The 22319-nt window shown below is 60.5% G+C and carries 12 protein-coding genes, 1 tRNA gene and 2 pseudogenes; 8 read left to right on the top strand and 7 right to left on the bottom strand.

Annotated elements, in window-relative coordinates; all coding sequences use genetic code 11:
* Positions 1-42: 42 nt before the first annotated feature.
* Positions 43-591 carry an FxDxF family PEP-CTERM protein gene (locus NCCP691_RS12765; protein ID WP_220808846.1) on the top strand — a complete coding sequence of 183 codons (549 nt, stop codon included), beginning with the start codon at positions 43-45 and terminating at the stop codon, positions 589-591.
* Between the two features lie 257 nt (positions 592-848).
* Here the strand turns inward: NCCP691_RS12765 and NCCP691_RS12760 are convergent.
* Positions 849-1067, bottom strand: a pseudogene (locus NCCP691_RS12760) (integrase core domain-containing protein); the annotation flags it as partial.
* A gap of 528 nt (positions 1068-1595) precedes the next feature.
* Positions 1596-2849, bottom strand: a complete 1254-nt coding sequence (locus NCCP691_RS12755) for an acyltransferase family protein (protein WP_220808844.1) — start codon at positions 2847-2849, stop codon at positions 1596-1598.
* A 1372-nt stretch (positions 2850-4221) separates the two neighbouring features.
* On the opposite strand from NCCP691_RS12755, the gene NCCP691_RS12750 reads away from it, so the two are divergent.
* Complete coding sequence (locus NCCP691_RS12750; RefSeq protein ID WP_220808843.1) at positions 4222-6378, top strand: HDOD domain-containing protein; 2157 nt, start codon at positions 4222-4224, stop codon at positions 6376-6378.
* Entirely contained in the window at positions 6375-8579 is a 2205-nt protein-coding gene (locus NCCP691_RS12745) for a putative bifunctional diguanylate cyclase/phosphodiesterase (protein WP_220808840.1), read from the top strand. The genes NCCP691_RS12750 and NCCP691_RS12745 overlap by 4 nt, the downstream gene beginning before the upstream one ends.
* 691 nt (positions 8580-9270) lie before the next feature.
* Here the strand turns inward: NCCP691_RS12745 and NCCP691_RS12740 are convergent.
* On the bottom strand, positions 9271-11784 hold the full coding sequence (locus tag NCCP691_RS12740; protein ID WP_220808839.1) for an LPD7 domain-containing protein: 2514 nt from the start codon (positions 11782-11784) through the stop codon (positions 9271-9273).
* Positions 11781-12143, bottom strand: coding sequence for a plasmid mobilization protein (locus tag NCCP691_RS12735; RefSeq protein WP_220808837.1), 363 nt, complete (start codon positions 12141-12143; stop codon positions 11781-11783). Before NCCP691_RS12735 ends, NCCP691_RS12740 begins: the two co-directional genes overlap by 4 nt.
* A 702-nt stretch (positions 12144-12845) precedes the next feature.
* Here NCCP691_RS12735 and NCCP691_RS12730 point away from each other — a divergent pair.
* Positions 12846-13799, top strand: a complete 954-nt coding sequence (locus tag NCCP691_RS12730) for a hypothetical protein (RefSeq protein WP_220808836.1) — start codon at positions 12846-12848, stop codon at positions 13797-13799.
* A gap of 90 nt (positions 13800-13889) precedes the next feature.
* Here NCCP691_RS12730 and NCCP691_RS12725 read toward each other — a convergent pair whose 3' ends face one another.
* A complete protein-coding gene (locus NCCP691_RS12725) occupies positions 13890-14957 on the bottom strand; it encodes a ParB/RepB/Spo0J family partition protein (RefSeq protein ID WP_220808834.1) in 1068 nt (355 codons plus the stop codon).
* A 699-nt stretch (positions 14958-15656) separates the two neighbouring features.
* On the opposite strand from NCCP691_RS12725, the gene NCCP691_RS12720 reads away from it, so the two are divergent.
* From NCCP691_RS12720 to NCCP691_RS21630, 3 genes and pseudogenes are all read left to right on the top strand, one after another.
* Positions 15657-17000, top strand: a complete 1344-nt coding sequence (locus NCCP691_RS12720; RefSeq protein ID WP_220808832.1) for an AAA family ATPase — start codon at positions 15657-15659, stop codon at positions 16998-17000.
* Positions 17001-17473: 473 nt separating this feature from the next.
* Positions 17474-17671, top strand: coding sequence for an excisionase family protein (gene xisR, locus NCCP691_RS12715; protein ID WP_220808830.1), 198 nt, complete (start codon positions 17474-17476; stop codon positions 17669-17671).
* Positions 17668-18690, top strand: a pseudogene (locus tag NCCP691_RS21630) (site-specific integrase); the annotation flags it as partial. The gene xisR and the pseudogene NCCP691_RS21630, both read left to right, overlap by 4 nt.
* Positions 18691-18902: 212 nt before the next feature.
* On the opposite strand, the gene NCCP691_RS12700 reads toward NCCP691_RS21630, so the two are convergent.
* Positions 18903-18979 (bottom strand) — tRNA-Val (locus tag NCCP691_RS12700).
* Between the two features lie 146 nt (positions 18980-19125).
* Between NCCP691_RS12700 and NCCP691_RS12695 the strand changes: the two genes are divergently transcribed.
* Positions 19126-20052: a cation diffusion facilitator family transporter gene (locus NCCP691_RS12695; RefSeq protein ID WP_220808829.1), complete on the top strand. Its 927-nt coding sequence runs from the start codon at positions 19126-19128 to the stop codon at positions 20050-20052.
* 15 nt (positions 20053-20067) lie between these two features.
* Here NCCP691_RS12695 and NCCP691_RS12690 read toward each other — a convergent pair whose 3' ends face one another.
* Positions 20068-22317, bottom strand: a complete 2250-nt coding sequence (locus NCCP691_RS12690) for a RelA/SpoT family protein (protein WP_220808827.1) — start codon at positions 22315-22317, stop codon at positions 20068-20070.
* Between the last annotated feature and the right edge of the window lie 2 nt (positions 22318-22319).

Here is a 22319-nt window from a genome sequence, read left to right as displayed (position 1 = left end):
CTGTCGGAACTTCCGTTCTGACATCTTTTAAGAAAGGAAATTATGCACATCCTCCATAACTTCGCGAGGGCGGTACTCGCCACGTCCATCGCCATGACTGCGTCCACGGCTGGCGCCGTGACCACGTTCGACCAGAGCAACCTGAATTTCTCGGTTGACCAGGGTTTCAGCGCCACCATCGACGCTATCGTGACCTCGACCTATTCGGTGAAGAACAACATCGAGCGCAGCGGCTTCGACTTGACCGGCTTTAAGCTGATCAACGCGCTGACCAATGCGGAAGTCGTGCTGGGAGCCCCGACTGCAGGCTACCCAATCACCACCACCCGCACCGCGGGCCGCAACACGTTCTCCGACACAAAGGATTCCTGGTCTCTGGCCAGTACCGCACTGTCGTCCGGCAGCTACCGGTTCGTCGTCTCCGGCACCGGCACACAAGGGTTCTCGGGTTCGTACAACCTGAACCTGACGGCGCTGCCGCCGGTGTCGAGCCCGGTTCCGGAACCCTCGACCTACGCCATGCTGTTGCTAGGCTTGGGTGTGCTCGCCTTTGCGTCCCGCCGCGGTGGTGCCTCCCGCCACCCTGTTTAACGACACGCGCATCGCCCGGCTTGCCGGGCGATTTTTGACTTCCCATGAAGCCGTAGCAGGGGCGCGTAGCAGCAAAGGGACGAAAATCAGCCAAAGCTTTGTGGAGGATGAATTAGGCGGTTAGTCTAACCCATAGCTTGCATCTGCCATTTACCTCGCCCGGGTAACAGGTGCAGTGCGCGTGACTGCCAAGCTGCCAACTACTTCTGTTGCACTGATAGAGGAATTTGTAGCCAGTCCAAGGTTAGTCTTCGGGTTCAAGCAGTCTGATTTTTCCGTCGCATCTGGCGGACTGCGGCCGGGGTGCGATTGTCGAGCGCAGAATGCCGTCGCTCGTTGTTATAAAACTGTCGCCATTTCTCGATCACGGACTTCGCATGGCGGCGGTTGACGAACCACTGGCGGTTCAGGCACTCGTCGCGTAGTTTTCCGTTGAAGCTCTCGACAAATCCGTTCTGCCAAGGGCTGCGGCCCGGTGGGTTCGGTCACGGGTCTCGATCACAAACGTCACGCGGACAACTCTCAAAGCCGACCGATGCCCAGCGCAAGTTCGACTTCCGGATATGAATTAGCCATCAGTAGATCAGGGACTGGCGATACATCATGTTTTCGATCGCCACGTTATGACCACTGGCCGAAAAATCTAATGACTTAACGTTATTCCAACGGAATTTAACCATGCTGGGTACATCCCATGCGTTAATTCTTCTATATAGGCCGCGGCAAACTTCCCCCTTCCTCCGTCAATGTGATTATCTGCCCGTGCCCAGCGAGCAGCATAGGCCTGAGCCGCCTCGCGGAACTGCTGAATACGGAGCGCCGGACGATCGCGGCGCGAACGGGACTATCCGAATGGAGAGATCATCGACCTGTTGCTGTGCCATGTTTCACCCGTTGCAGTCAGTGCTGATGTAGCCTTCAGTATCGCAGACAGGGTCTCCACCTGACGTTCGTAACACCGCGCGTGATAGTTCCCGCCCCTCCCTAAGTCGTTGCTCGTTGCCTCATGCGGTGCTGATTGAACCCGGGCTCTTTTCGCGAACAGCCGGGCCGGCCGTACCCGGGCGCACGAAGCGGCGCTTGACGTACGCTTGGACCGGATCCACCACACGTTCCTGTAACGCGACAGACGCCGCAACGATAATCAGGAAGTAGAGCGGATACAGCAACGGGACCGGCGTGTAATCCGTCTGCGGAACGATGTGCGCCAAACCCTTACCGGTGATGAGTCTGGGTAGATAGTCCACCGCAAGGAATTCGATGCGCAGCAGGACGCGAAACAGCGGTAGATGCAGCGCAAACATGGAAAGGGAAGCCTTTCCTAGGCGCGACGCCCAATACGCCGACCGCGGATGGCCGCTTCCGGCCCAGTGCGCGGCCATCCAGACTGTGGCGAGCGCCGGCAGGTAGTAAAGGCCGGTATTGATGAATGCCGGCGGCACCACCGGTTTGCCTGCCAAAAGCACGCCAGCCGCTGTCAACGACACCACGAGAAGGATGGACAGACCAGCCGTCGCGCGCCAGTCGAGTGCGTCCTGCCCCGACCGGACACGAGCCACATACATGGAGCAAAGGATGATCCCCGCGAGAAACAATGGCAGACGCAGCAAGGGATTGCGGTGGAGTACACCAAAGATGATCGGGTCATACCATGCGAAGAGGGTTACCACCACCCCGGGGATTGCAAACAGGATCCCCAGGGCCAGCAGGACGGCGACATGCTGCTGTACCCGAAACAACCGGACCGCGATGAATGGGAACAGCAGGTAAAAGAACAGCAATGCCGAGATCGACCACGATGGCACGTTGAAAATTAGGTAAGCCGGGTTCCAGGCATGGGTGAGGGTCAGGTGGTTGACCACGTTGAACGTCGTCTCCAGCCCACCCAGCGTGCGGTACTCATCCGAGAAAGGCGAGACACGCGCAACGACCGCGCCCACGCCTGCCTTGTTGACGAATGCGATCAGAAAGGCCAGCGCAAACGTCAGCAGATGCAGCGGGTACAGCGCCGACAGCCGGTTGATCAGGAATGCGCGGCGCCCGATCGGCGCAGACGAACGCACCGCCACGTACACCCACGTCAGCAGAAAACCCGAGAGCACAAAAAAACAGGAGGTCGCAAAGTTCCCCAGCGAGAGGAGCCCAAAGAGGCCCGAGGGTCCTTCCACATAACTGCGCGCGGTATGGAACAGGATGAGATAACAGGCCAGTCCAAACCTCAGCCAGTCGAGTCCTTCAAACTGACGAGCGTTCATCATGCCCCAACCGCCTGCGGCACCTCAATGCTCAAATCCAGTTTCTGCCATTGGCCCCGCCGGCAATCCGAAGGCAGTCGTCGCGTGCTCGTGTATGGAGAGCGCAGCAACCCCGGTAATGGGCGCGTTGTCTCCAATGCATGTTGATTAAACTTCATAGCTACCTATCCAGCCGTACCATCTACCAATAACCAGGCGTACGTCTGTAGCGGTATCGAGCGAACCCGGCTCACCGCGCCGCTAGGGCGGGACCAGCGCGGACGCCGTGCGTCCACACGCAACATACAAACGGTATGGAAGTGTACTTGACTGTAGGAATTTTGCCAAACAGTCAGCAGTCGCGGGGCACTTTGGGCAGACGAACAATCACGGCATCGTCAGGCAGGGGTTTAAGGGGTTGTGGACTGGCCCATCTTTGCGCGCCTGACCGCCGCCCTCGATCAAAGCGCCACGGTGTGCACCGCTCCCCGGAACAAGCCGCTTCTCTCTTTCCCGCGCACGCCCTATTCTTGAGCGTCGAGGGCTTCACGGTCTGCCGCGCTCCCTGCGATTCGCCGGCCGGGCGACCAACCCGAAAGGCAGGCTTGCCATAAAAGCGCATCGACCGTGATAGCGTCAGAATCGCGTCCTGGTTACGGAGCGACTCTCCCACCTCAATAGCCAAGCGTTCCTCGTCCTGACGTGCTTCTTCCCCCGTGCTGCAGATACCGCGTCTTATCCGCTCCCCGTTTCCGCAGCTGGAAAAAACTCTCTGCCACTAAATTGGCAATTCCCACGCTCATGCTGCCTGCAGGTTGTGAGCCTTCATGAAGTCCTACCAGTCATAACTGCTGAACTGGCTGTCCTAGTCGAAATGTACCGTCACGGACTGCATTAGCTGACGACGCCATATCGCATCAGTATGCGTTCAATGCCAGCTCCCGGTCCATCCTGGCTTGTATTGACCAACCTACTACTCCTCGTGAGAATAAATCGATGACCGTAGCCAAGAAAAGCCAATGATCATGGGTACGGATGGGCGTGATATGGGTAACCCGTACGCAATTGAGCTCTGCCACATCGAATTGCTGCTGCATCCTAGGCAGCCTACCTAAAAGTATAGGGACAAGATGAGGCTGTCGGACGGCGCATAGGACACGAAACGCCACATCAAATCCCGCAACGCCGCATCCCATAAACACGGGATATTCACGCATTAGTCGAACGACTAAGCTTCATGATTCCTGTTCCAACAGCGAAAGAATAGGCCAACTCTTAATGCGATGCTTCTAGCTAGCAGCGGGGAATAGATACAAAAAGTAGAACAGCGTGAATGCCTGTCAGAAACACTGATGTTAATATATGAGAACACCTCCTCTTTCATCCACCGCTGACCATGAAAGCGCTTGCCGATTCCGACATCGTTGACCGTCTCCGAAGGATACGACTGCCTGCGGTGCCGCAAGTGCTTGCGAAGCTGCTGGAACTGTGTCGACAAGAGAACATGGGGCTGCCAGAACTTGCAACGCTGATCCGGCAGGATCCGGGCCTGACCGTCCGTATCCTGGAGGTCGCCTCCAGCGCCATGTTCCGACGGAGGGAGACTGCAATGAATCTTAAGCAGTCACTGATGGCGATTGGCACCAACATGGTCAAGACGATCGTGATCAGCGAGGCCGTGTTCCAGGCGTTTGGGCCGCTCGGACGTAACAGCGCAATCGACCTGCGTCATTTTTGGGCGCATTCGTTACACGCCGCGGTGGCAGCGCGCGAAATTGCGATGGCCATCGGCTATCAGCGCGTCGACGAGGCGTACCTGGCAGGGCTGCTGCACGATGTCGGCCGTCTCGCGCTACTGGCGGCTGCGCCAGAACAGTACAGCGACCACTTCCATCTTCCGGATGACGAGTCCCTGATACGAGACGAGACGGACAGCCTCGGGCTCACACATGCTGAAGCAGGCGCCTGGTTGGCAGAACAGTGGCGGCTGGAGTCATTTGTCGCCGACGCTATCCGCTATCACCATGAGCATGAAACCCGGCTGGTTTCCACCCATCCGCTGCTACGGATTGTCGCCCTTGCTCACCATATGCCACGGAAAAACCGTGGCGAGACCCGTGTCCTGGCAGCGGCTGCTCTGTTGGGTCTGAAGGCAGGCCCGATCGAGCAGATTGAACAGCAGACCCGCATACACGTCGATCAGCTCGCGCGGCACGTGGGGATCGATCCTGCGGCACTTGCCGACGCCTCCCCACGCCTTCCGCCGGTTTTCACGGCGCCCGACCCGGCCGTCACGATAATCCAGAATCAGATGCGCGACATGGCGCTGTCGCAAGAGCTGAGCCGGTGTCTGGGCCACGCTGAAGACTCAGCGGATGCACCGAGAGCGGTCACGCGTGCAGCCACGGTATTGTTCGGTTTCACTCGCGCCGCAATCCTGCAAATGGACAAGGCGGATCGCGTGTTGCGTTGTGTAAGTGCGACGGAGGCTGACCAACGCCTGGCCGAGTTTACGATGCCGTTGTCTGCCACGACGCGCCTGAACGAAACCCTGCTACGCCGGGAAGTAACCTACTTGGCGGCGGCCGAGGGCAGCCTCAGCATATTCGAGGACCAGCTTGTGCGCGTGTTGGACTGCACCCATTTGGTGACACTGCCCATCGTCGACGGTGAAGGTTATTACGGCATTCTGGTCGGCGCCGCCGACGCGGCGCTCGCGCTTTCACTCACCCACCGTGTCGAGCTGCTGCGCCTGTTCGGCGAACATGCCGGAGCGATGCTCCGAGAGAGAACGCGAGAGACAGTCTCCGCACCTGTGCCAAACACTCTCGAAGACCGCGAGATAGTAAGAGGGTTTCGACAGGCCGCCCGCGAGATTGCGCACGAGGTGAACAATCCGCTGTCGATCATCCGCAACTACTTGTCCGTTCTAGAACGCAAGATCGAGAAAAAACAGTCAGTGAGCCAGGAGATCGCAATCCTGCAGGAGGAAATCGATCGTGTCAGCGATCTGGTCGGGGGACTGTCCAACGTGGAGCCGGCGGCAAAGCAAGCCGGTGCGCATCCGGCCGCCATCGTTCACGATGTCGTTACAATGCTGCGCGAGTCGGAAATGGTACCGTCCGGAGTGCGGCTGCTGGCCGACACGATTGATCCAGCACTCCAGGTGGCGTGCGACAGGGGCATGCTCAAGCAGATCTTCCTGAATCTGCTTCGGAATGCTGTCGAGGCAATCGGCGAAGAGGGAACAGTGCAGGTATGCAACGATGGTTTCACCAGCAGGGAAAATATACTCTACCTGTCGATCACGGTAAGGGATGACGGAACGGGAATTCCGCCGCAAGTGTTGGAACGGCTTTTTCAGCCCGTGGAAACGACCAAGGGCAGCGAACACAGAGGTCTCGGCCTGAGCATTGTCCACGGCCTGATCAGAAAAATCGGCGGACAGATCTATTGCCAAAGCAGTAGAGAAGGAACGTCCTTTGAGTTGTTGTTGCCACTGTCGCCCCTCTCAGGGCGGCCCGCCACCGCGCTTACACAGGGCGCTTCATGACAACGATCCCTTTGACCAGTGCACCATACTCCGGCGCGCTGGCAAGCGCACTCGGCCTGCCCATTGTGCAGAAGGCCCGGAATGGGCGGCCGCGCATCATGATCACCGATGACGATGCACGGGTTGCATCAAGCATTCGAGCGCTGCTGACGACATTTGACTACGATGTCGAGGTCTCCAATTCTGCATTGGAGGCGGTCGGGCGGCTATCGGACAACTCCTATGATCTGATGCTACTGGATCTGCGTATGCCAGGTATCGACGGGCACCAGACGATGGATCTGCTCGCACACAGCGGGATCGAGGTGCCGGTGATCGTTGTCAGCGGCGAGAAGGATATCGATGCAGCCGTTGGCGCGCTCAAGCGCGGCGCCATCAACTACCTGCGCAAGCCTTTCCGATCGGAAGAACTGATCAACGCGGTCGGCCAAGCGCTGCAGAAGCGCCAACTGCAGATCGAGCAGGAGGAAATGCGCCATCGTCTCGAATGCTCGGAGCGCATGTACCGCTATCTCGTCGACAGCCTGCCCGACATCATCTACACGCTGGACCCCGACGGCCACTTCACCTATGTCAATGATCGGGCCCAGCACCTGCTGGGCTACACGCGTGACCAGCTAATCGGCGAGCATTACTCTTCGATCGTCCACGAAGAGGATCTGGACAGGGCGCGCTACGTCTTCCAGGAGCGTCGGGTGGGCGACCGGGCCTCTCGCAACGTCGAGCTACGTATGAAGTCATGCAACGCAATGGGCGAACAAATGGTCTTCGACAACACGTTGCTGACGATTTCGTTCAACTCGACCGCGCTGTACACAAAGGCTGCCACTGACAAAGAACCGCAGCTGTTCGGGACGTTCGGCGTCGCACGTGACATTACCGACCTCAAGCGCGCGGAACGCCGCATCCTGTACCAGGCATACCACGACGTGCTGACGGACCTTCCGAATCGCGCGCTGTTCAAGGATCGTCTGGACCTGGCGACCATCCACGCATCGCGTAACAACACGGGCATTGCCGTCATGTTCGTCGACCTGGATGGATTTAAGCTGGTCAACGACACGCTCGGACATCACATGGGAGACCAACTGCTTCAGCAAGTCGCACAACGTATGCGCAGTAACTTGCGCAAAGGCGATACGCTGGCGCGGGTGGGTGGCGATGAGTTCGCGTTACTGCTGCCCGAGGTCAAGCGGCGCGACGATGCTGCCACCATTGCTCAAAAATTCCTCTGGTCGTTGGAGCAGCCGTTCGAACTGGGCGGTCAGGTGGTGCACCTCTCCGCCAGCATTGGTATTGCACTCTTCCCCGAAGACGGCACAACGATGGAGGATCTGTTGCGCCACGCCGACATCGCAATGTATCAGGTCAAGGTCGCCGGCAAGAACGGCCATCAATTTTACGATGCACAGATGGAGGCCGCGGCCAATGAAAAGGTCTCGGTAGTTCACGCGCTGCATCGTGCCATCGAACTCAACCAGCTGGAGGTCTACTATCAGCCCCAAATCGCTGTCGGCACGCGCCGCATTGTGGGGGCAGAGGCCCTGTTGCGCTGGAACCATCCCGAGCGCGGCATTCTCGCGGCCGGCGAGTTTCTTCCGTTTGTGGAAGAAAACGGGTTGATGCGCCTTATGACCGCATGGCTCATCGACAACGTTTGCCGGGACCTCCAGAAGTGGAACAATTCCAATCACAGCATCGAGCGCATATCGATCAACCTCTCGCCGCAATGTTTTGATAGGGGCGATATCGGTACGCGGATCGCCCACGCGCTGCGTGCGCATGGCATCCCCTCCTCCCAGTTGGAGGTCGAGATTACAGAGAATGTGTTCATCTCCAATCCGCAGAATGCGGTGATGCAGTTGAGCGCCCTGGCTGATATCGGGGTCTCCATCGCGGTCGATGATTTCGGGACGGGCTATTCTTCGCTTGCGTATCTGCAGCGGTTTCCCGTCCATACGCTCAAGATCGACCGCTCGTTCGTGCGCGACATCGTCGATCCGGGTGGGCATTATCCGATGGTCCTCGCGGTAATCTCGATTGCCAACGCCATGTCTCTAAAGGTGATTGCCGAGGGCGTGGAGACCACCGAGCAGGCCGCTTACCTGGAGGCGGCCGGGTGTTCCCTGATGCAGGGCTTCTTGTTTGCGCCAGCACTTGCGTGCGACGCATTCACTGCCTCGCTACAAGTCGATGGTTAAAGGCGAAGCAAGAGGTTCGTCCAACAGCTGGCGAGGAGGACTTTGGCTATTGCGGCTGGATCGACGAGTCGGAGCTGGTGGGCGCCCGCAACCGCATTTCGTGTGTCGCTTCGTCAACTCAATACGTGGTCTCGGCCGGCGCCATCCTCGCCGGTCCGTCGCGCGATTCAAAGCTACCAGGCGGCGCTTCCGCAGTTCGCTAACGCGTCCATAGTGCTCACCGTAAGCGCAGCCTGCTACGCTTACTGGAAGACGATGACGGTGGCGACCGGCTTGGAGGACCAAGGCCAGCGCGATCGGCGGATCGAGCGCGTCAACGACACGTGGTATGACGGGTGGCGTGAGCCGCGAACAACCGGGTTCGCCTTGGGGGGTACGGAAAATCGTGATTCAGAAGTGGCGGCAGTTTAATAACAACGAGCGACCGCCCCTATCGTCGCCCATCGTAGCTCCGACGTTACGCGGCCGGCACAATGACAAGATCAGACGGCCTGACGCCGAAGGCTAAACCTGGGAACGATCATGAACTCTGCGCCGGTCCGGTGTTCTCATCGGTCTCAGCGCACTGCATCCCTAATCTAGGTCCGACTTCGCCCGCGCTACGGTGGTCGCTCCCTCTTAAGCTTGGCTACCACTCCGGTTGCCACTAGATTCACGCCAAGTGGTGTGATAACCCCGCCAGTAGTGGTTATCAAAGGACAAGGCTCGCCTCGACACGCCGCAAGCGGATATTCTGGTCTTCATCGCTAAACGTGATACTGAGGCGGCGTTTGGCGGCAACCCGGAGAGCACGCTCAATGAAGGCCCTATCTCCGAACAAAGAGAAATTCCCGTTCCCCCAATTCTTCTGGCACATGCGCAGGCAGAGTTCGATCGCATCATCGTCATCCTGTATGACATACACGGCACTGCCGGTATCGCGGAGCAGCTCTGCGCCGTCCGCCCAGTACACCGATAAGTCACCGTTTCTATGCACTCTATAGCTGAGGTCATCCAGTGGCTGGACGGCCTGCACGGCTATTCGCCCCCACAACAGTACTATTGCGCGGCCTCCTGCCTCCACGGCTTTCTCTGTCTCGAACCGCTGACGCCGCAACTCGGCAATAGCATCCCAATCCCCTGCTTCGGCCCGCTCGACCAGCCACCTCCGATACCTGAGGCGCCGTGGATCCGGACGATCAAGCTTGGCCAAGCGCAAACTGGCGGTCTGCAAGTCTTTCTGAAGGTCTTGCTCAGACTTCGCCAGCGCCAGCTTGAGCAGCTTGCGCTGAACCCGGAACACCGAATAAGGTAATCCGCACTGTGACAGGCGCGTTAGGTCGCCGCGGTACGACTCTCGCAGCGCTCTTTGGTGTTGCCTGCACTGCTCGATTATCGTCAGCTCCTTCTCGCGTCGCTTGGCACGCTCCTGCCACCACCATGCCTGATACATCTGCCAGTATTCCGCCTGAGGCGGTGGCGTGGGAGCCTGTCTCTGCTCACTGGATAACTGCCGGCTGTAACCGGCGCGCAGATAGCCTACTGCGTCTGCGAGATGCATATGGGAGCTAAGAAGATCGATCAGGCTCAGGTCGTCCGTGCTCTTCTTGAACCGAATGCGCGGCACACTATCCCTCCCCTGCGTGACCGTGTAATTGTCCGGACAGATACCATGACTGCTCGCCAAGTCGGCCAGCAAAACATGAGGATCGATATCGGCGCAAATCTCTCTTATGTCAGCGCGCTGACCGGTCTCCTGAATAGCTCGGGCCTCACGCTGGTCACGGAGCAGCTGGGAAAAGACAGTATCGGCTTCCCTGCCGGTTGCCGGGTTTATGGCGCGGAATGCGGCCCAGTCCCGCTCCCGAGCTCCTCCGCTGGAATCTCGTGCGCGTCGCAATGGGTCGTCGCTACTGGCTCCCGATCGTCCCAGACGATCTGAAACAGGCTTTTGCAGAAGCACCGTAGCTCGGTGGACGTTGCTATCCAGGTCGCGTGAATGCAGGTTTGGCAGATCGAAAATTCCTGTGGCTGGCGCTCCGCTGGCAGCGCGGCGAGCGTTCTGCTGCCAAGTGGCATGGACGGCTGCCTCGCTGGACCAGCCGGGTGCGGGACTGCGGGTTCGGTGTTGTTCTTCTCCATGCTGCCTCCTGTGGTTGTGACGTATGTAAAAGTCATCGGCGAGGTCATTCAGGATCAATTTCTGTGCCTCTGTATCGAGCGCGCGGTAAGCCTGATATTTCCTGCGATTGCCGGAATTGAGGTACTTGATTTCCATCGAGCGCCGGCTCACCCAGTCCTCCACGAGGACCGCTATGTCTTCCGGGTCCTTTTTACCGACACCGACGACGGGGCCCACTGGCTCAAGCGCGGCGTCGGCGTCCGCCCTTTCCACGATGTCGTGCCAGTCCCGGTAGATCGCCGGCGCGGGCGGGCGAGTGCAGTCAGCGAAGATTTCTTCGCGCAGGTTGATGAACGCCGTGTGTCCCGAAGGCTTCACCGCAAAATACTCATTCGATCTGCCGGCGTTACGCAGCTTCACCTCGCCGTATTCTCGCAACAGTTCATCCAACCCCACTTTCGTTCGGATGTCGCGCGTAACCATCTCATTGGCGACGCGTGCCTTGAAATCCCCGATCCGGCCCTTCTTGAACTGCGTAGGGCGGTTGCGGCCGATGATGTCGGCCCAGCTGACGGGTGCTGCGCGCGGGCGGTCCTTGGGCGACACCAGGCCGAATTCAAAATTAACCTGCTCCTGGATCGCGTCGAGCCAGGGAGCACTGCGCAGTGCCATCCCCATCGGGTCTAGCCGCCCGCCGGTCAGTAAATTCACTTTAGGCACCACAACATGCGCATGCAGGAGGCGGTCCACTGTGGCGCCCGTCGTGGCGTTCATGTAGCGCTTGATGCGCGGGCGATGTGCCTCTGCGTACCAGATGACCTCCTCCGGCTCGTAGGCTGCCAGCAGTAATTCCATGTAGCGCTCGGTAATGGCGGCGAGACGATCATTCGGCAGGTCGTCATGCTCGGCAAAACCCAAGCTGATATGAAGGTACCGTTCGCCCGCCGTTTCCATGGTCTGAATGACTTTATCGGTCGCGTCCAGATCGCCGTGCAACACTACGCGCTCGTCCAACTGGTCCCGCGCGTACGGTCGCCCACGCTTTTTCCCGTCGCGCAGATACTGGACCACCCCGGCCTTTCCGCCGCGCTGGCGCGCGATCATGGTGGCAACCTCGAACAAAGTATTCGGTTAATCAGATGCAGCTGCTCAAGCACGGCCTGATACGTGTCGTTCGTGACGAGTCCGTTCAAATGATCGAAATGCAAGCGCTTCGAGATTTGATTCATATTGTTCCCGAGCGCGCTATAAAGACTGAGCAATCGCCGATCGGCGTAGTTGAGACGGGGCGCGGCCCGGATGACCGTCTCGTTGCCGATGATCGTTCTGCGCAGATACTCGGACAGGCGGAGGTTCGCCGTCTGGCATTTTTGCAGCAGCGCGTCGTATTCGCCTTGGGTGAGTCGGCAAGCCACTGTCGCCTCCAGCTTGCGCTTGCTGCCTGCATCGTGTTTGGTGTCCATGGACGCCTCCTGCACCGCGATCGCGCCGCGCCCGTGCGTCAGCACGGATGGGGTTGGGATTCAAAGGGCCTGCCCTTTGGGACGCGATATGTAAATGGCCCGCCGGGCCGTTTACATATCTGTCGTGCCTGCCGTCGCTCCGGATTTGCCCCATTGAAATAGCGTACCAGCGGCGGGCCATCCGCACTCGCCAAAAACTCTTGAACGAGACAAGGCGGTGAGCAGCCGTGCAAAAGGACGAGGCAAGCGCGCTGCACGCCGCTTGGCGTCGAACTCGATCCAGCTGGCGTCAGCTGACCGCCACTTTCTGGGAAGAGGGCTGGGCCGAGACGGTACCGTGTCTTCTCGCGAAGCGAAGCTTGCGCGGGATGGGATCCTTGAATGCCTCTTCCGTGTCCGATGATGCGCACCACCCAGTCCGGCACCTTCTCAGCACTTTGATCCAGAGGCGGTGTGCCAGCTACGATTTCCTCATACGTTCTTCATGCCGCCCCCAGCAAAAATACCTTGGTCCCGTGACGGACAGGGAAAGCATGTCGACGAATGCCGGTTCGTCGCGACGCCCACGTAACGAGGAGAACGTGGCGTTTTTAATCTTCCAAGCGTCTTTACGGAGGCGCCTGGCTCCTGAGGGCCCTCAGAAGATTCTTTGGTAGTGTCGTTCAGCCAGAATGAAAGGAATCCCCGCCCCAGGAATAAGACTTGATCTCGACAACCATCCAGGAGGACGCTATGCAGGATAATCCGCAGGGCAAGGCTGCACATGGGCCGGTCGACCCGGACGACAAGTACGACCAGGTAGTCCGCAAATACCACCGCCGCTTGCACCAGGACAGGGTGGACGGGCTGGTGAGCAAAGACGTGCCACTTGAAATCCACATGGTGCATATCTACCGCGTCGAGAAAGAGAAGCTGTCAGCGGCGTCCTGCAGGGTGTACCGCAACGCGCTCTCGCGCTACTTTCTCGCCAGAGGCACCGCGCATGCGGTTCAGGCACTCGAGATCCTTAGCGGTTTGAGGCCGCACGACCCAACCTTACACCTCGTTCTGAAGGCCGCTCATGCAAAGCCGCCTCGCCCCTACGGCGATACGGATGACGCGAGAGGCGAGACGTGCCCGACTTTGCATCTCGCAAAATTACTCAGAGCATTGGTCGAGGCGAGGAGCAAGTGGGCAACTGCTGCCGCGGAGTTCTTCCTGGCCGGCGTTTTTACGGGACTGCGGCCGCGCGCCTGGCGGGGAGCGCGACGGGTCGATATCGCGGGTATCCCGGCCCTCGTACTGGCCTCGACGGGGACGTGCGACAGCGCGAACCCATCCGGCACCAATCTGGTGGTCTTGCATGATCTCACGCCAGCACAGCTCGCGCTTGTGGACCGCCACCTGACTCGCGTGCGGAAGTATGGTACGAAGGACCAGTTCGGTCGCCTGTTCGAGGGCTGTCGACAACTTATCCGCAACGTGGGCAGGCGCACCGTACCAGCCCCGTATAAGTTGCCGTCGCTTGACGGCGCACGTACTCTGTTTCGCACGCTGGCGGGTTTGGCCCTTTGGCAAATCCTTACGCTGCATACGCCTGGCCTCGGCAGCGCTACCCCGCGCCAGTCTCCGCCAGATGACGACGATGGTGGTGATGACGGCGCCCCCGTAGACTAGTTAGCGTCAGGTTGTGCGAGTACGACTCGCCCCGATCCTTTAGCCACGCTTGCAGGATTATTACCGGTTAATAATCCTGCGATCAGCTGATTACCAGCGGCCTTCGTTGACTGGGTCCTGAATCGGTTCCTCGGCATCGCCTGTCGGCGGACCATCCGCCGCCCCTTCCAGCGCGGCAGACCGCAGCGCCTGCAGGATCGCCTTCGCTGCCATCGTCATGCTGAAACCGGAATCCTCCACCTGCACTCGAATCACACGCTGTTCAACACTTGTCTCGACCACGAATGCGGGATCGCCGTTAGCGCCATTCCTGATGACGACGCGCTTCAGCCCAGTCGTACGAGCCGTCGCCGTCGGCGCTGCCGGTGCTGCCATTTGGGTCTCTTGAATTCGCTTCGCCATCCATGCTTTGAGCCCCTGCGGTTTCATCCCCTGCCGAAGCTGGTCCAATCCTTCAAGAAGGGTGGCCTCGTGCTCCGGGAACTCCCGGTAAAGCGTGCCGACATGCCGCGCGCACTTCGACGAAATCGCACGCGGGTGTCTTTCCAAAAACTGGCGCGCGGAAGCCGGCAAGTCCAGCATCGACAGGAGATTCGACACCGTCGGCTGAGAACAGCCGAACAACTTCGCCAGCTCTTGCTGGGACCGCACGATGCCCTGATCGAGGAGCTGCCGATACGCCTTTGCACGCTCGTAGTCCGAGAGTTCTGCCCGTGCAGAGTTCAGCAGGATCGCATCAAGCAAAGCAGCGTGATCCTCGCGCTCGATCACCAATGCCGGGACCTCGGCCTGTTGCAAATCCTGCAGCGCCCGCACCCGCCGCCCGCCATCGATGACTTGAAAGCGCCCGTTCCCCGTTGGCCGCACATGGATGGGATTCCGGACGCCGATGGCGGCGATGCTTGAGACGAGTTCGGCGTGTTCCTGCTCGTTGTAACCGCTGCGAAGCCGCAACCGGCCCCTATCGATGGCGGCAAGGGGGAGCCGCTCCACCCGGGTGGCAGCACTCGTCTGCTTTACGCTGCCACGCCCCTCCGAGTCAGAATTACCCGACCTAGCGAACACCGGCTCGGGATCGGGGGACCGCGTAGGCTCGAGGCAGCGGGCAGCGGCGAACAGCGACGACACGCGAAGCCACCGCGCGCGCTTGTCGCGCATGTCCTGGCGCGAGGCCCGCGAATCAGGCGTCCCCCGGGCCGCCTCTCGCGTGCAGCGGCGCTTGCAGCCGCGCCGTCGATGAAAGCGATGTATTGCTCGACGGCGACCAAACTGCGCGCGCCTGCCAGGGCTACATTGTTCGCGATCGTCATCGCCCGCGGCACGTAACCTCTCTTGGTCATGCATACACTCCCCCTTCGTTCCATCCTCACCGAGACATTTCGCTAAACATCATAACGGCAGGTGGAACGAGCACGAGTGGCGTCAGTGCCGGCGCACTGGTGCCTAAATGGACCGGTGCTTTGCAGGGTAAGCATGTCCCCCAAATGGCCTTTTTATGGTAGCGGGCCGCGTCAAGACGGCCAAGAATGCGGTGTAGGTTCTACTTCGGCAAACGCAATTGGCGAAGCCGTTGCCCTCTTCTTGCCATCTACCTGCTATTTGCCTTGAATCTTTGGCGGGATTGGATAAAACAATCGCTGTGCGAGCCGGGGTCTCATCGCGTCGCGGGTGTGGAATCTTGCGGAGGAGGTGCTCATGGAATGCCGGTCTTGGCGGATGCAGGTCGGTCCCTGTAACGGACACGACAACTGCTGGTGCGCAGGGATAAGCCGAGCGGGGAGAAACAGCCTCCCGTACCAGACTGCGATCGATTACGCTGAGGCCGATGCGACAGGTGCGTTCAGGCATCCGAACTCATTGACGATCGTCGAACTCGCGAAGTACGCGCGGCGGCCGCTCCGATTCGTCCGCCTCATGGAATCCCTCAAACCTTCGGACCTGTATGCGGCGCTGTCGCTCGCACGCGCTCTCGATCGGTCATCCCATCCAATGCGGCGCCACTGCGCGGGCATGCTGTACTGCTGGTGCACTCAGCAGCTCGTCATTGAGAGAAAAGGAGCAGACATGCACGAGCACGACCTGTTTGACGACGATCGGAACGGGGCGCTCAAGCGGCCGTGCGATGCCTCCGATGATCTGAACGAGGCTTCCGACACGCAGCGTGACAGCACGCGGTCGCGCGCGGCCCTTGGTCCACCGGCGCCACCCGCCTGGCCTGCCTCGGCGTCGGCGGGGCCGCTGATCGCCGTCTTTGATGCGCAACAGATCGATGCGTATGAGGCCGTATACAGCCGACGCCTGAAGGACCAGGAAGAGCGCGGCCAGGTAAGCCAGGTCATCGGGCACCTGCGCCGCTCCGGCGTGTACCGGTCGCTGCATATGATTCGCCCGAGCTGGCGACAGGAACTCGATGGCCTCCAGCAGCAGTTTCCGAACTGCGTCGACTACATCGATTACCTGCGCACGGCATTTGTGCTCGCCGAACGCGAAGGAAGTCCATTGCGCCTCGAACCGGTCTTGCTTAACGGCCCGCCGGGCGTAGGCAAGAGTCTCCTGGCCACGCGCGTAGCCCAGCTGCTCGGCACCGGTTGCCACACCGTGCACATCGCGTCTGCGCAGGACAACTCAGCCCTCGGCGGCAGCAGTGCGTTCTGGTCCAACGCGCGACCCGGCGCCGTGTTCAATGCACTCGTGTATGGCCCGCACGCCGACCCGATAATCATCCTCGACGAGATCGATAAGGTGAGTACGGACCGCTACGACCCATTGGGGCCGATGCTCACTCTGCTCGAGCGCGACTCCGCGTCACGGTTTCATGATGCTTGCCAGGATTGGCTAACAATTGACGCCTCGCGCCTGGTCTTCATAGCTACGAGCAATGATGCCGCTACGCTGCCGGCGCCGATCCGCAGTCGGCTGCGGCAGATCGACATCCCAGCGCCGACGTCAGAACAGTCCATCGCGATCGCACGCCGCCTGTGGGAAGACCTGTGCGCAGAGATGCCGATGGCGACGCGGGGGATCAGTCTGGTGGACGACGCTCTCAATGCCCTTGCCGAACATCCTCCGCGCCTGGTACGTCGCGCGTTGCGTGAGGCCGTCGGGCGTACGCTGTATGCGAGCCGTACACTGATCGACGTCCACGATCTGCTCGCGTGCCTGGGCCAGTCGCCCCGAAGCATCAAGTGTGGATTTGTGTGATGGCGAATCGAGGCTGCCAGCGCCTGGCGACGAAACGCACTCACCTTCTCAGCGGCATCGGGGTCACCGCCCGCCGCTTGCAACATTTGTCGGGTGAGCTCTGCTCGCCCAAAAACGCTCGTTTGCAAACCCCGGAAAAGATGCTTCGGGCGTCATATTCATGGATGAGCTGGCCGCAGCCCAGTGTACACGGCCGGCCCGACGCTACGACAGCAAATCTGTTGCATCGGTGCGACTAGATACTGCAGGCGCACCGAACGAGTCGTGCATGATTCTGCCTGTGCGCCGGGAAATATCTCTGCCCCTGCCTAGTGGAACATGCGGACTCGCAAGAGAAGGCATGAGGGGATACCCGGCTCGCATGTGGGCCAGTCCGTGCATGACAAGGCAATTGAAATGGATCAACTGACTCAAAACGGCTAGCCGTCGCGCCTGGCGCGACGGAGCGACGAAGGACTTAGGAGAGAACATCAATGACCACTGACAGCATCCAGTTGGAATGGATTCTGATCCCGCTGTTTTCCAAATTGACGGGTTACACGGAAAACGCCATTCGCTGCAAGATCCGCGACGGTGTTTGGCTGGAAGGCAAGCACTACCGTCGTGCCCAGGACGGCAGAATTACCATGAACCTGCGGGCGTACTACCGCTGGGTCGAGGAGAAAACATGACGCGCGCAAATTCGGGGAAAGGTATCGAGATTCACGGCAATCGCATCCGCATCACGTTCCGGTTTCAGGGACGGCGCTGCCGTGAGACGCTCAAGCTCGAGCCGACGGCAGCGAATTTGACGGAAGCAGCCAAGATCCGGGCCCGCATCCTCAAGAAGATTGAACTCGGCACCTTCGACTACGCCGAAGAATTCCCGAACTCCCACCGCATGCGGGGCAGTATGACGGTGGGAGGCACACGCGCCGCGACTACCCTGGCCGAATTCGGCCAGCTCTGGCACGACAGCAAGGGCCGCTTGGCTTCAGCGACCCAGTATCAGTACCGGCTGGCGCTGGAATTCTGGTACAAACATCTGGGTGGCAACAAACCGGTCGACCAGATCCGGCACTCAAGGATTGCCGCGTTCGTCGGCAGATACCCGTGGCCGTCGGCTGAGCTGTGCAACAACTACCTGATCGCGCTGCGCGGCATCTTCAAGGTAGCGTGCAAGGACTACAAGGCCCGTGGCATCCCGTTTCCCAACCCGATGGAGGATATCGAGAACAGCAAGAAGCAAAAGCAGCCGCCCGATCCGCTGTCGGTCGAGGAGATGGCGAAGATCCTGTCAGACATGGACAGGCACTACGACCGGAGGGTACACGCCTACTTCCAGTTCGCGTTCGCCAGCGGGCTGCGCCCGGAGGAAATCATCGCGCTGCGCTGGAGCGACATCGACTGGAGCCTGCAAACGATTCGAGTCCAACGAGCGAGGACGCACCGCGGCGAAATCAAGGCAGTCAAGACGTATCAGATCCGCGATGTGGATCTGACCGTCGCGGCGCTGGAGGCGCTGGCAACGATGAAGCCCCTGACGTTCGAGAAGAACGGCTTCATTTTCGAGAATCCGAACACCGACCAGCCGTGGCATGACGAGCGCAGCCAGCGCGAGACATTTTGGAAACCGTCACTGCGGCGATGTGGAATCCGGCAGCGGCGCCCGTACCAGGCGCGGCACACCTATGCGACGGTGGCGCTCATGGCAGGTGCGAACCCCGCGTATGTCTCCCGGCAGATGGGCCACAAGAACGCGAAGCAGTTTTTTGACACGTATTCGAAGTGGATCGACAAGGCCGATCGCGGGCGGGAGAAAGACAAGATCGAAGCGATGCTACTTCAGGCGCCCCTAGCCAACTCTGCTGCCCCAAGCCTGCCCCAAACCGAAGATGGCCGGGGCGACTCAGAGGGGAAAGTTGGTAGGCTCGATTGGACTCGAACCAACGACCCCTACCATGTCAAGGTAGTGCTCTAACCAGCTGAGCTACGAGCCTAAAGAAGCAAGATTATAGCGTCGGTTTTTTGAAATTGCCAGCCTTTTTTCCCGCAGCCATCAAAGCGCCCTCCCCGATGATGAAGGACGGACCTGCGGCATCCTGTACACTCGCGAAAAAACAGTCACCTGCCTCGTCGATCCGCTATGCAGCACCGCAATCCCTCCCCTGAATCCCTCCACGCCCACAAGCATGGCGATGCCGCGCACCGGCATGTGATCGAGGGCCGCAATCCGCGGATACTGATGATGGCAGTGCTGCTGACGCTCGGCTTTGCCGGGGTGGAAGCGGTTGCGGGCTACTGGGCCAATTCGCTGGCGCTGATCTCGGACGCGGGCCACATGCTGACGGACAGTACCGCACTCGCGCTGGCCCTGCTGGCGCAGCACATCGCACGCCGCCCGCCTTCGCCCCGCCACTCCTTCGGCTTTGGCCGAGCCGAGGCGCTGGCCGCCTTCATCAACGCGCTTGCCATGCTGGTGCTGGTCGCATGGATCGTCTATGAAGCCGTGCAGCGCTTCTCGGCACCGCCCCAGGTCGCGGGCGAAGCGGTTTTCGTCGTGGCCCTGATCGGAATGACGGTCAACATCCTGGTCGCCTGGGTGTTGTCGCGCGACAGGGACAGCGTCAATACCCGCGCCGCGCTGGTGCATGTACTCGGCGACCTGCTCGGCTCCGTCGCGGCGCTCGCGGCCGGCATCGTCATCTACTTCACCGGCTGGTATCCGATCGATCCGCTGCTGTCGGTATTCGTATCGATGCTCATCCTGCGGTCGACGCTCGCCGTTCTCAAGGAGGCATATCACTTCCTGATGGAAGGCGTGCCGAAGAACGTCGACTATCTTCAGGTCGGCGCGGACCTGGCAGCGGTCGCCGGCGTGCAGTCGGTGCATGACCTGCATGTATGGGAAATGACGCCGGGCCAGCCGGCGCTCATCGGCCATGTCGAGATCGGCCGGCTGGAGGAGTGGCCGGCGGTGCTGCAGCGGATCAAGGGCATGCTGCTGGAAAAACACGGGATCGACCATATCACGCTGCAGCCGGAACTGCCGTCGATGAACGACGACCGCTAGCGGGTAAGCGCCACCCTACTGACGCTGCACTTCCAGCACCCCGGTGACATCACGCAGCACGCCGAGCGCCCGCTGCAACTGCGCGGTGGACGATACTTCGGCGGTGAAGGACATTTTGGCATGCCCCTTGGCGCTCTGCGTGCTCACGCCGATCACGTTGATTTTTTCCCGGGAAAAGACTTCCGAGATGTCGCGCAGCAGGCCCTGGCGGTCGGCTGCATAAATGAAGATATCGACCGGATAGACGGTCTCCTTGCCGTGTTCGCCCCAGGCGGTCTCGATCACGCGCTCCATCGCGTTCATCCGCATCTGCGCGAGGTTCTTGCAATTGGCGCGGTGGATCGACACTCCCTTGCCGCGCGTGACGAAGCCGACGATTTCATCCGGCGGCGCCGGCTTGCAGCAGCGCGCGAGCTGGGTCATCAGACCCTCGGTGCCGACCACCAGCACGCCCGATCTTGCCCCCTGCGTCACGCTGGACGCGCGGCTCTTGTTGGGGATGACCGCATCGGTCACCGGCGCGGGCTTCTGTTCGTCGGCATGCAGCGCGAGTTCAATATTGCGCATCTTGAACTCATCCTTGCCCGCCGCGAGAAAGAGATCGTCGACCTTGGCGAAGCCGAGCTTGTGCGCCAGCTCTTCAAGATTGATGGCGGTCTTGCCCTCGCGCTGCAGGGTCTTTTCAACCAGCACCCGGCCATGCGCAAGCACCTCCTGCTGCTCGATCGCATTGAACCAGGCACGGACCTTCGCGCGCGTGCGAGAACTGACGACGTAGCCGGGACTGAGCCAGTCGCGCGAGGGGCCGGCGGAGGCCGCGGTGCTGCCGCGTGCGGAGATGATCTCCACGGTCTGGCCATTCTTGAGCGGCGTGTTGAGCGGCACCATGACGCCGTCGACCCGGGCGCCGCGGCAGCGGTGTCCGATGTTGGTATGCAGATGGTAGGCGAAGTCGATGGGCGTGGCGCCCGCCGGCAGCTCGATCACGCGCGCCTGCGGCGTCAGGACATAGATGCGGTCGTCGAGCGAGGCGGACTTGAGTTTCTCCACCCATTCGCGCTGAGCATCGCCGTGCTCGACGACGGCGTCGGTGACCTCGCTCTTCCAGGCCAGGAGCTGGCGCAGCCAGGCGATCTTCTCGTCATATTTCTGCGCCGAGAAGCTCGATCCGCCGGTCTCCTTGTAGCGCCAGTGCGCGGCCACGCCGTACTCGGCGAAACGGTGCATCTCGTGCGTACGGATCTGGATCTCGATCGCCCGCCCGTCCTCCGCCATGACCACGGTGTGCAGCGACTGGTAGCCGTTGGGCTTGGGGCGCGAGATATAGTCGTCGAACTCTTCCGGAATCGGCGTCCAGATGTCATGCACGAGACCGAGCACGGCATAGCAGGTCTTGACGTCGTCGACGATGACCCGAAATGCGCGCACGTCGTAGAGCTCGGAAAAATCGAGCGACTTGCCGCGCATCTTGTTCCAGATGCTGAAGATATGCTTGGGCCGGCCGCTGACGTCCGCCTTGATGCCCGCCTCCGCGAGCACGGATCTCAGGCGCGCGATGGCGGCGTCGACGAAGCCTTCACGTTCGATGCGCTTCTCTTCCAGCATCTTCGCGATGCGCTTGTACACCGGCGGCTCGAGAAAGCGGAAAGCGAGGTCTTCCAGCTCCCACTTGAGCTGCCAGACGCCGAGCCGGTTGGCGAGGGGCGCATACAGGTCGAGCGTCTCCCGCGCGTACTCGCGCGTCTTGTCGTCTTCGAGCTTGAGTTCGGCGAAATAGCGCAGCGTGGTGACGCGCGAGGCAAGCCGTACCAGCACGACCCGCATGTCGGAGGCCATCGCCAGCAGCATCTTGCGCAGCGTCTCCAGCTGCTCGGCCGCCTGCTGCGAGGCGTTCTTCCCGCGCGGCGTGTCCTGGTGGCCGAAGGTCTGCTCATGCAGACGCATCAGCTGCCGGATGTTGCCGACGAGCGCCGCGATGTCCGCACCGAAGCGCGTCTCGATGGTCTCGGCCGCAGCCGGATCGAAGACCTGCACTTCGAACAGCAGGCCCGCGATGCGGGTGTCGACATCGGTATTGAGCGCAGCGAGCGTGGCGGCCGCGCCGCGCGAAAAGTCGAACGCGTCCTGCCCGGTAATGACGCACTTTCCGCGGTAGAGCGGCTCGACGAACGCGAGCGCGTCCCGCACCCGGCCGGCGTCCTGCGCGGACAGTCCGGCCACGAGGAGCTCGTCGGCTTCGTTGCGGGTGGCTGCGATGGAAACCATGG

The sequence above is a fragment of the Noviherbaspirillum aridicola genome (genome assembly GCF_019656455.1).
GTDB lineage: Bacteria > Pseudomonadota > Gammaproteobacteria > Burkholderiales > Burkholderiaceae_D > Noviherbaspirillum > Noviherbaspirillum aridicola.
The sequence above is the reverse complement of the archived record's forward strand: the minus strand, read 5'-3'. Positions and strand labels throughout refer to the sequence as shown.

Coding starts and splice junctions, on each gene's coding strand:
- NCCP691_RS12735 (WP_220808837.1), bottom strand. CDS start 12,143: ATGGACACCAAACACGATGCAGGCAGCAAGCGCAAGCTGGAGGCGACA.
- NCCP691_RS12755 (WP_220808844.1), bottom strand. CDS start 2,849: ATGATGAACGCTCGTCAGTTTGAAGGACTCGACTGGCTGAGGTTTGGA.
- NCCP691_RS12695 (WP_220808829.1), top strand. CDS start 19,126: ATGCAGCACCGCAATCCCTCCCCTGAATCCCTCCACGCCCACAAGCAT.
- NCCP691_RS12765 (WP_220808846.1), top strand. CDS start 43: ATGCACATCCTCCATAACTTCGCGAGGGCGGTACTCGCCACGTCCATC.
- NCCP691_RS12690 (WP_220808827.1), bottom strand. CDS start 22,317: ATGGTTTCCATCGCAGCCACCCGCAACGAAGCCGACGAGCTCCTCGTG.
- NCCP691_RS12740 (WP_220808839.1), bottom strand. CDS start 11,784: ATGATCGCGCGCCAGCGCGGCGGAAAGGCCGGGGTGGTCCAGTATCTG.
- xisR (WP_220808830.1), top strand. CDS start 17,474: ATGACCACTGACAGCATCCAGTTGGAATGGATTCTGATCCCGCTGTTT.
- NCCP691_RS12725 (WP_220808834.1), bottom strand. CDS start 14,957: ATGCGCGACAAGCGCGCGCGGTGGCTTCGCGTGTCGTCGCTGTTCGCC.
- NCCP691_RS12745 (WP_220808840.1), top strand. CDS start 6,375: ATGACAACGATCCCTTTGACCAGTGCACCATACTCCGGCGCGCTGGCA.
- NCCP691_RS12750 (WP_220808843.1), top strand. CDS start 4,222: ATGAAAGCGCTTGCCGATTCCGACATCGTTGACCGTCTCCGAAGGATA.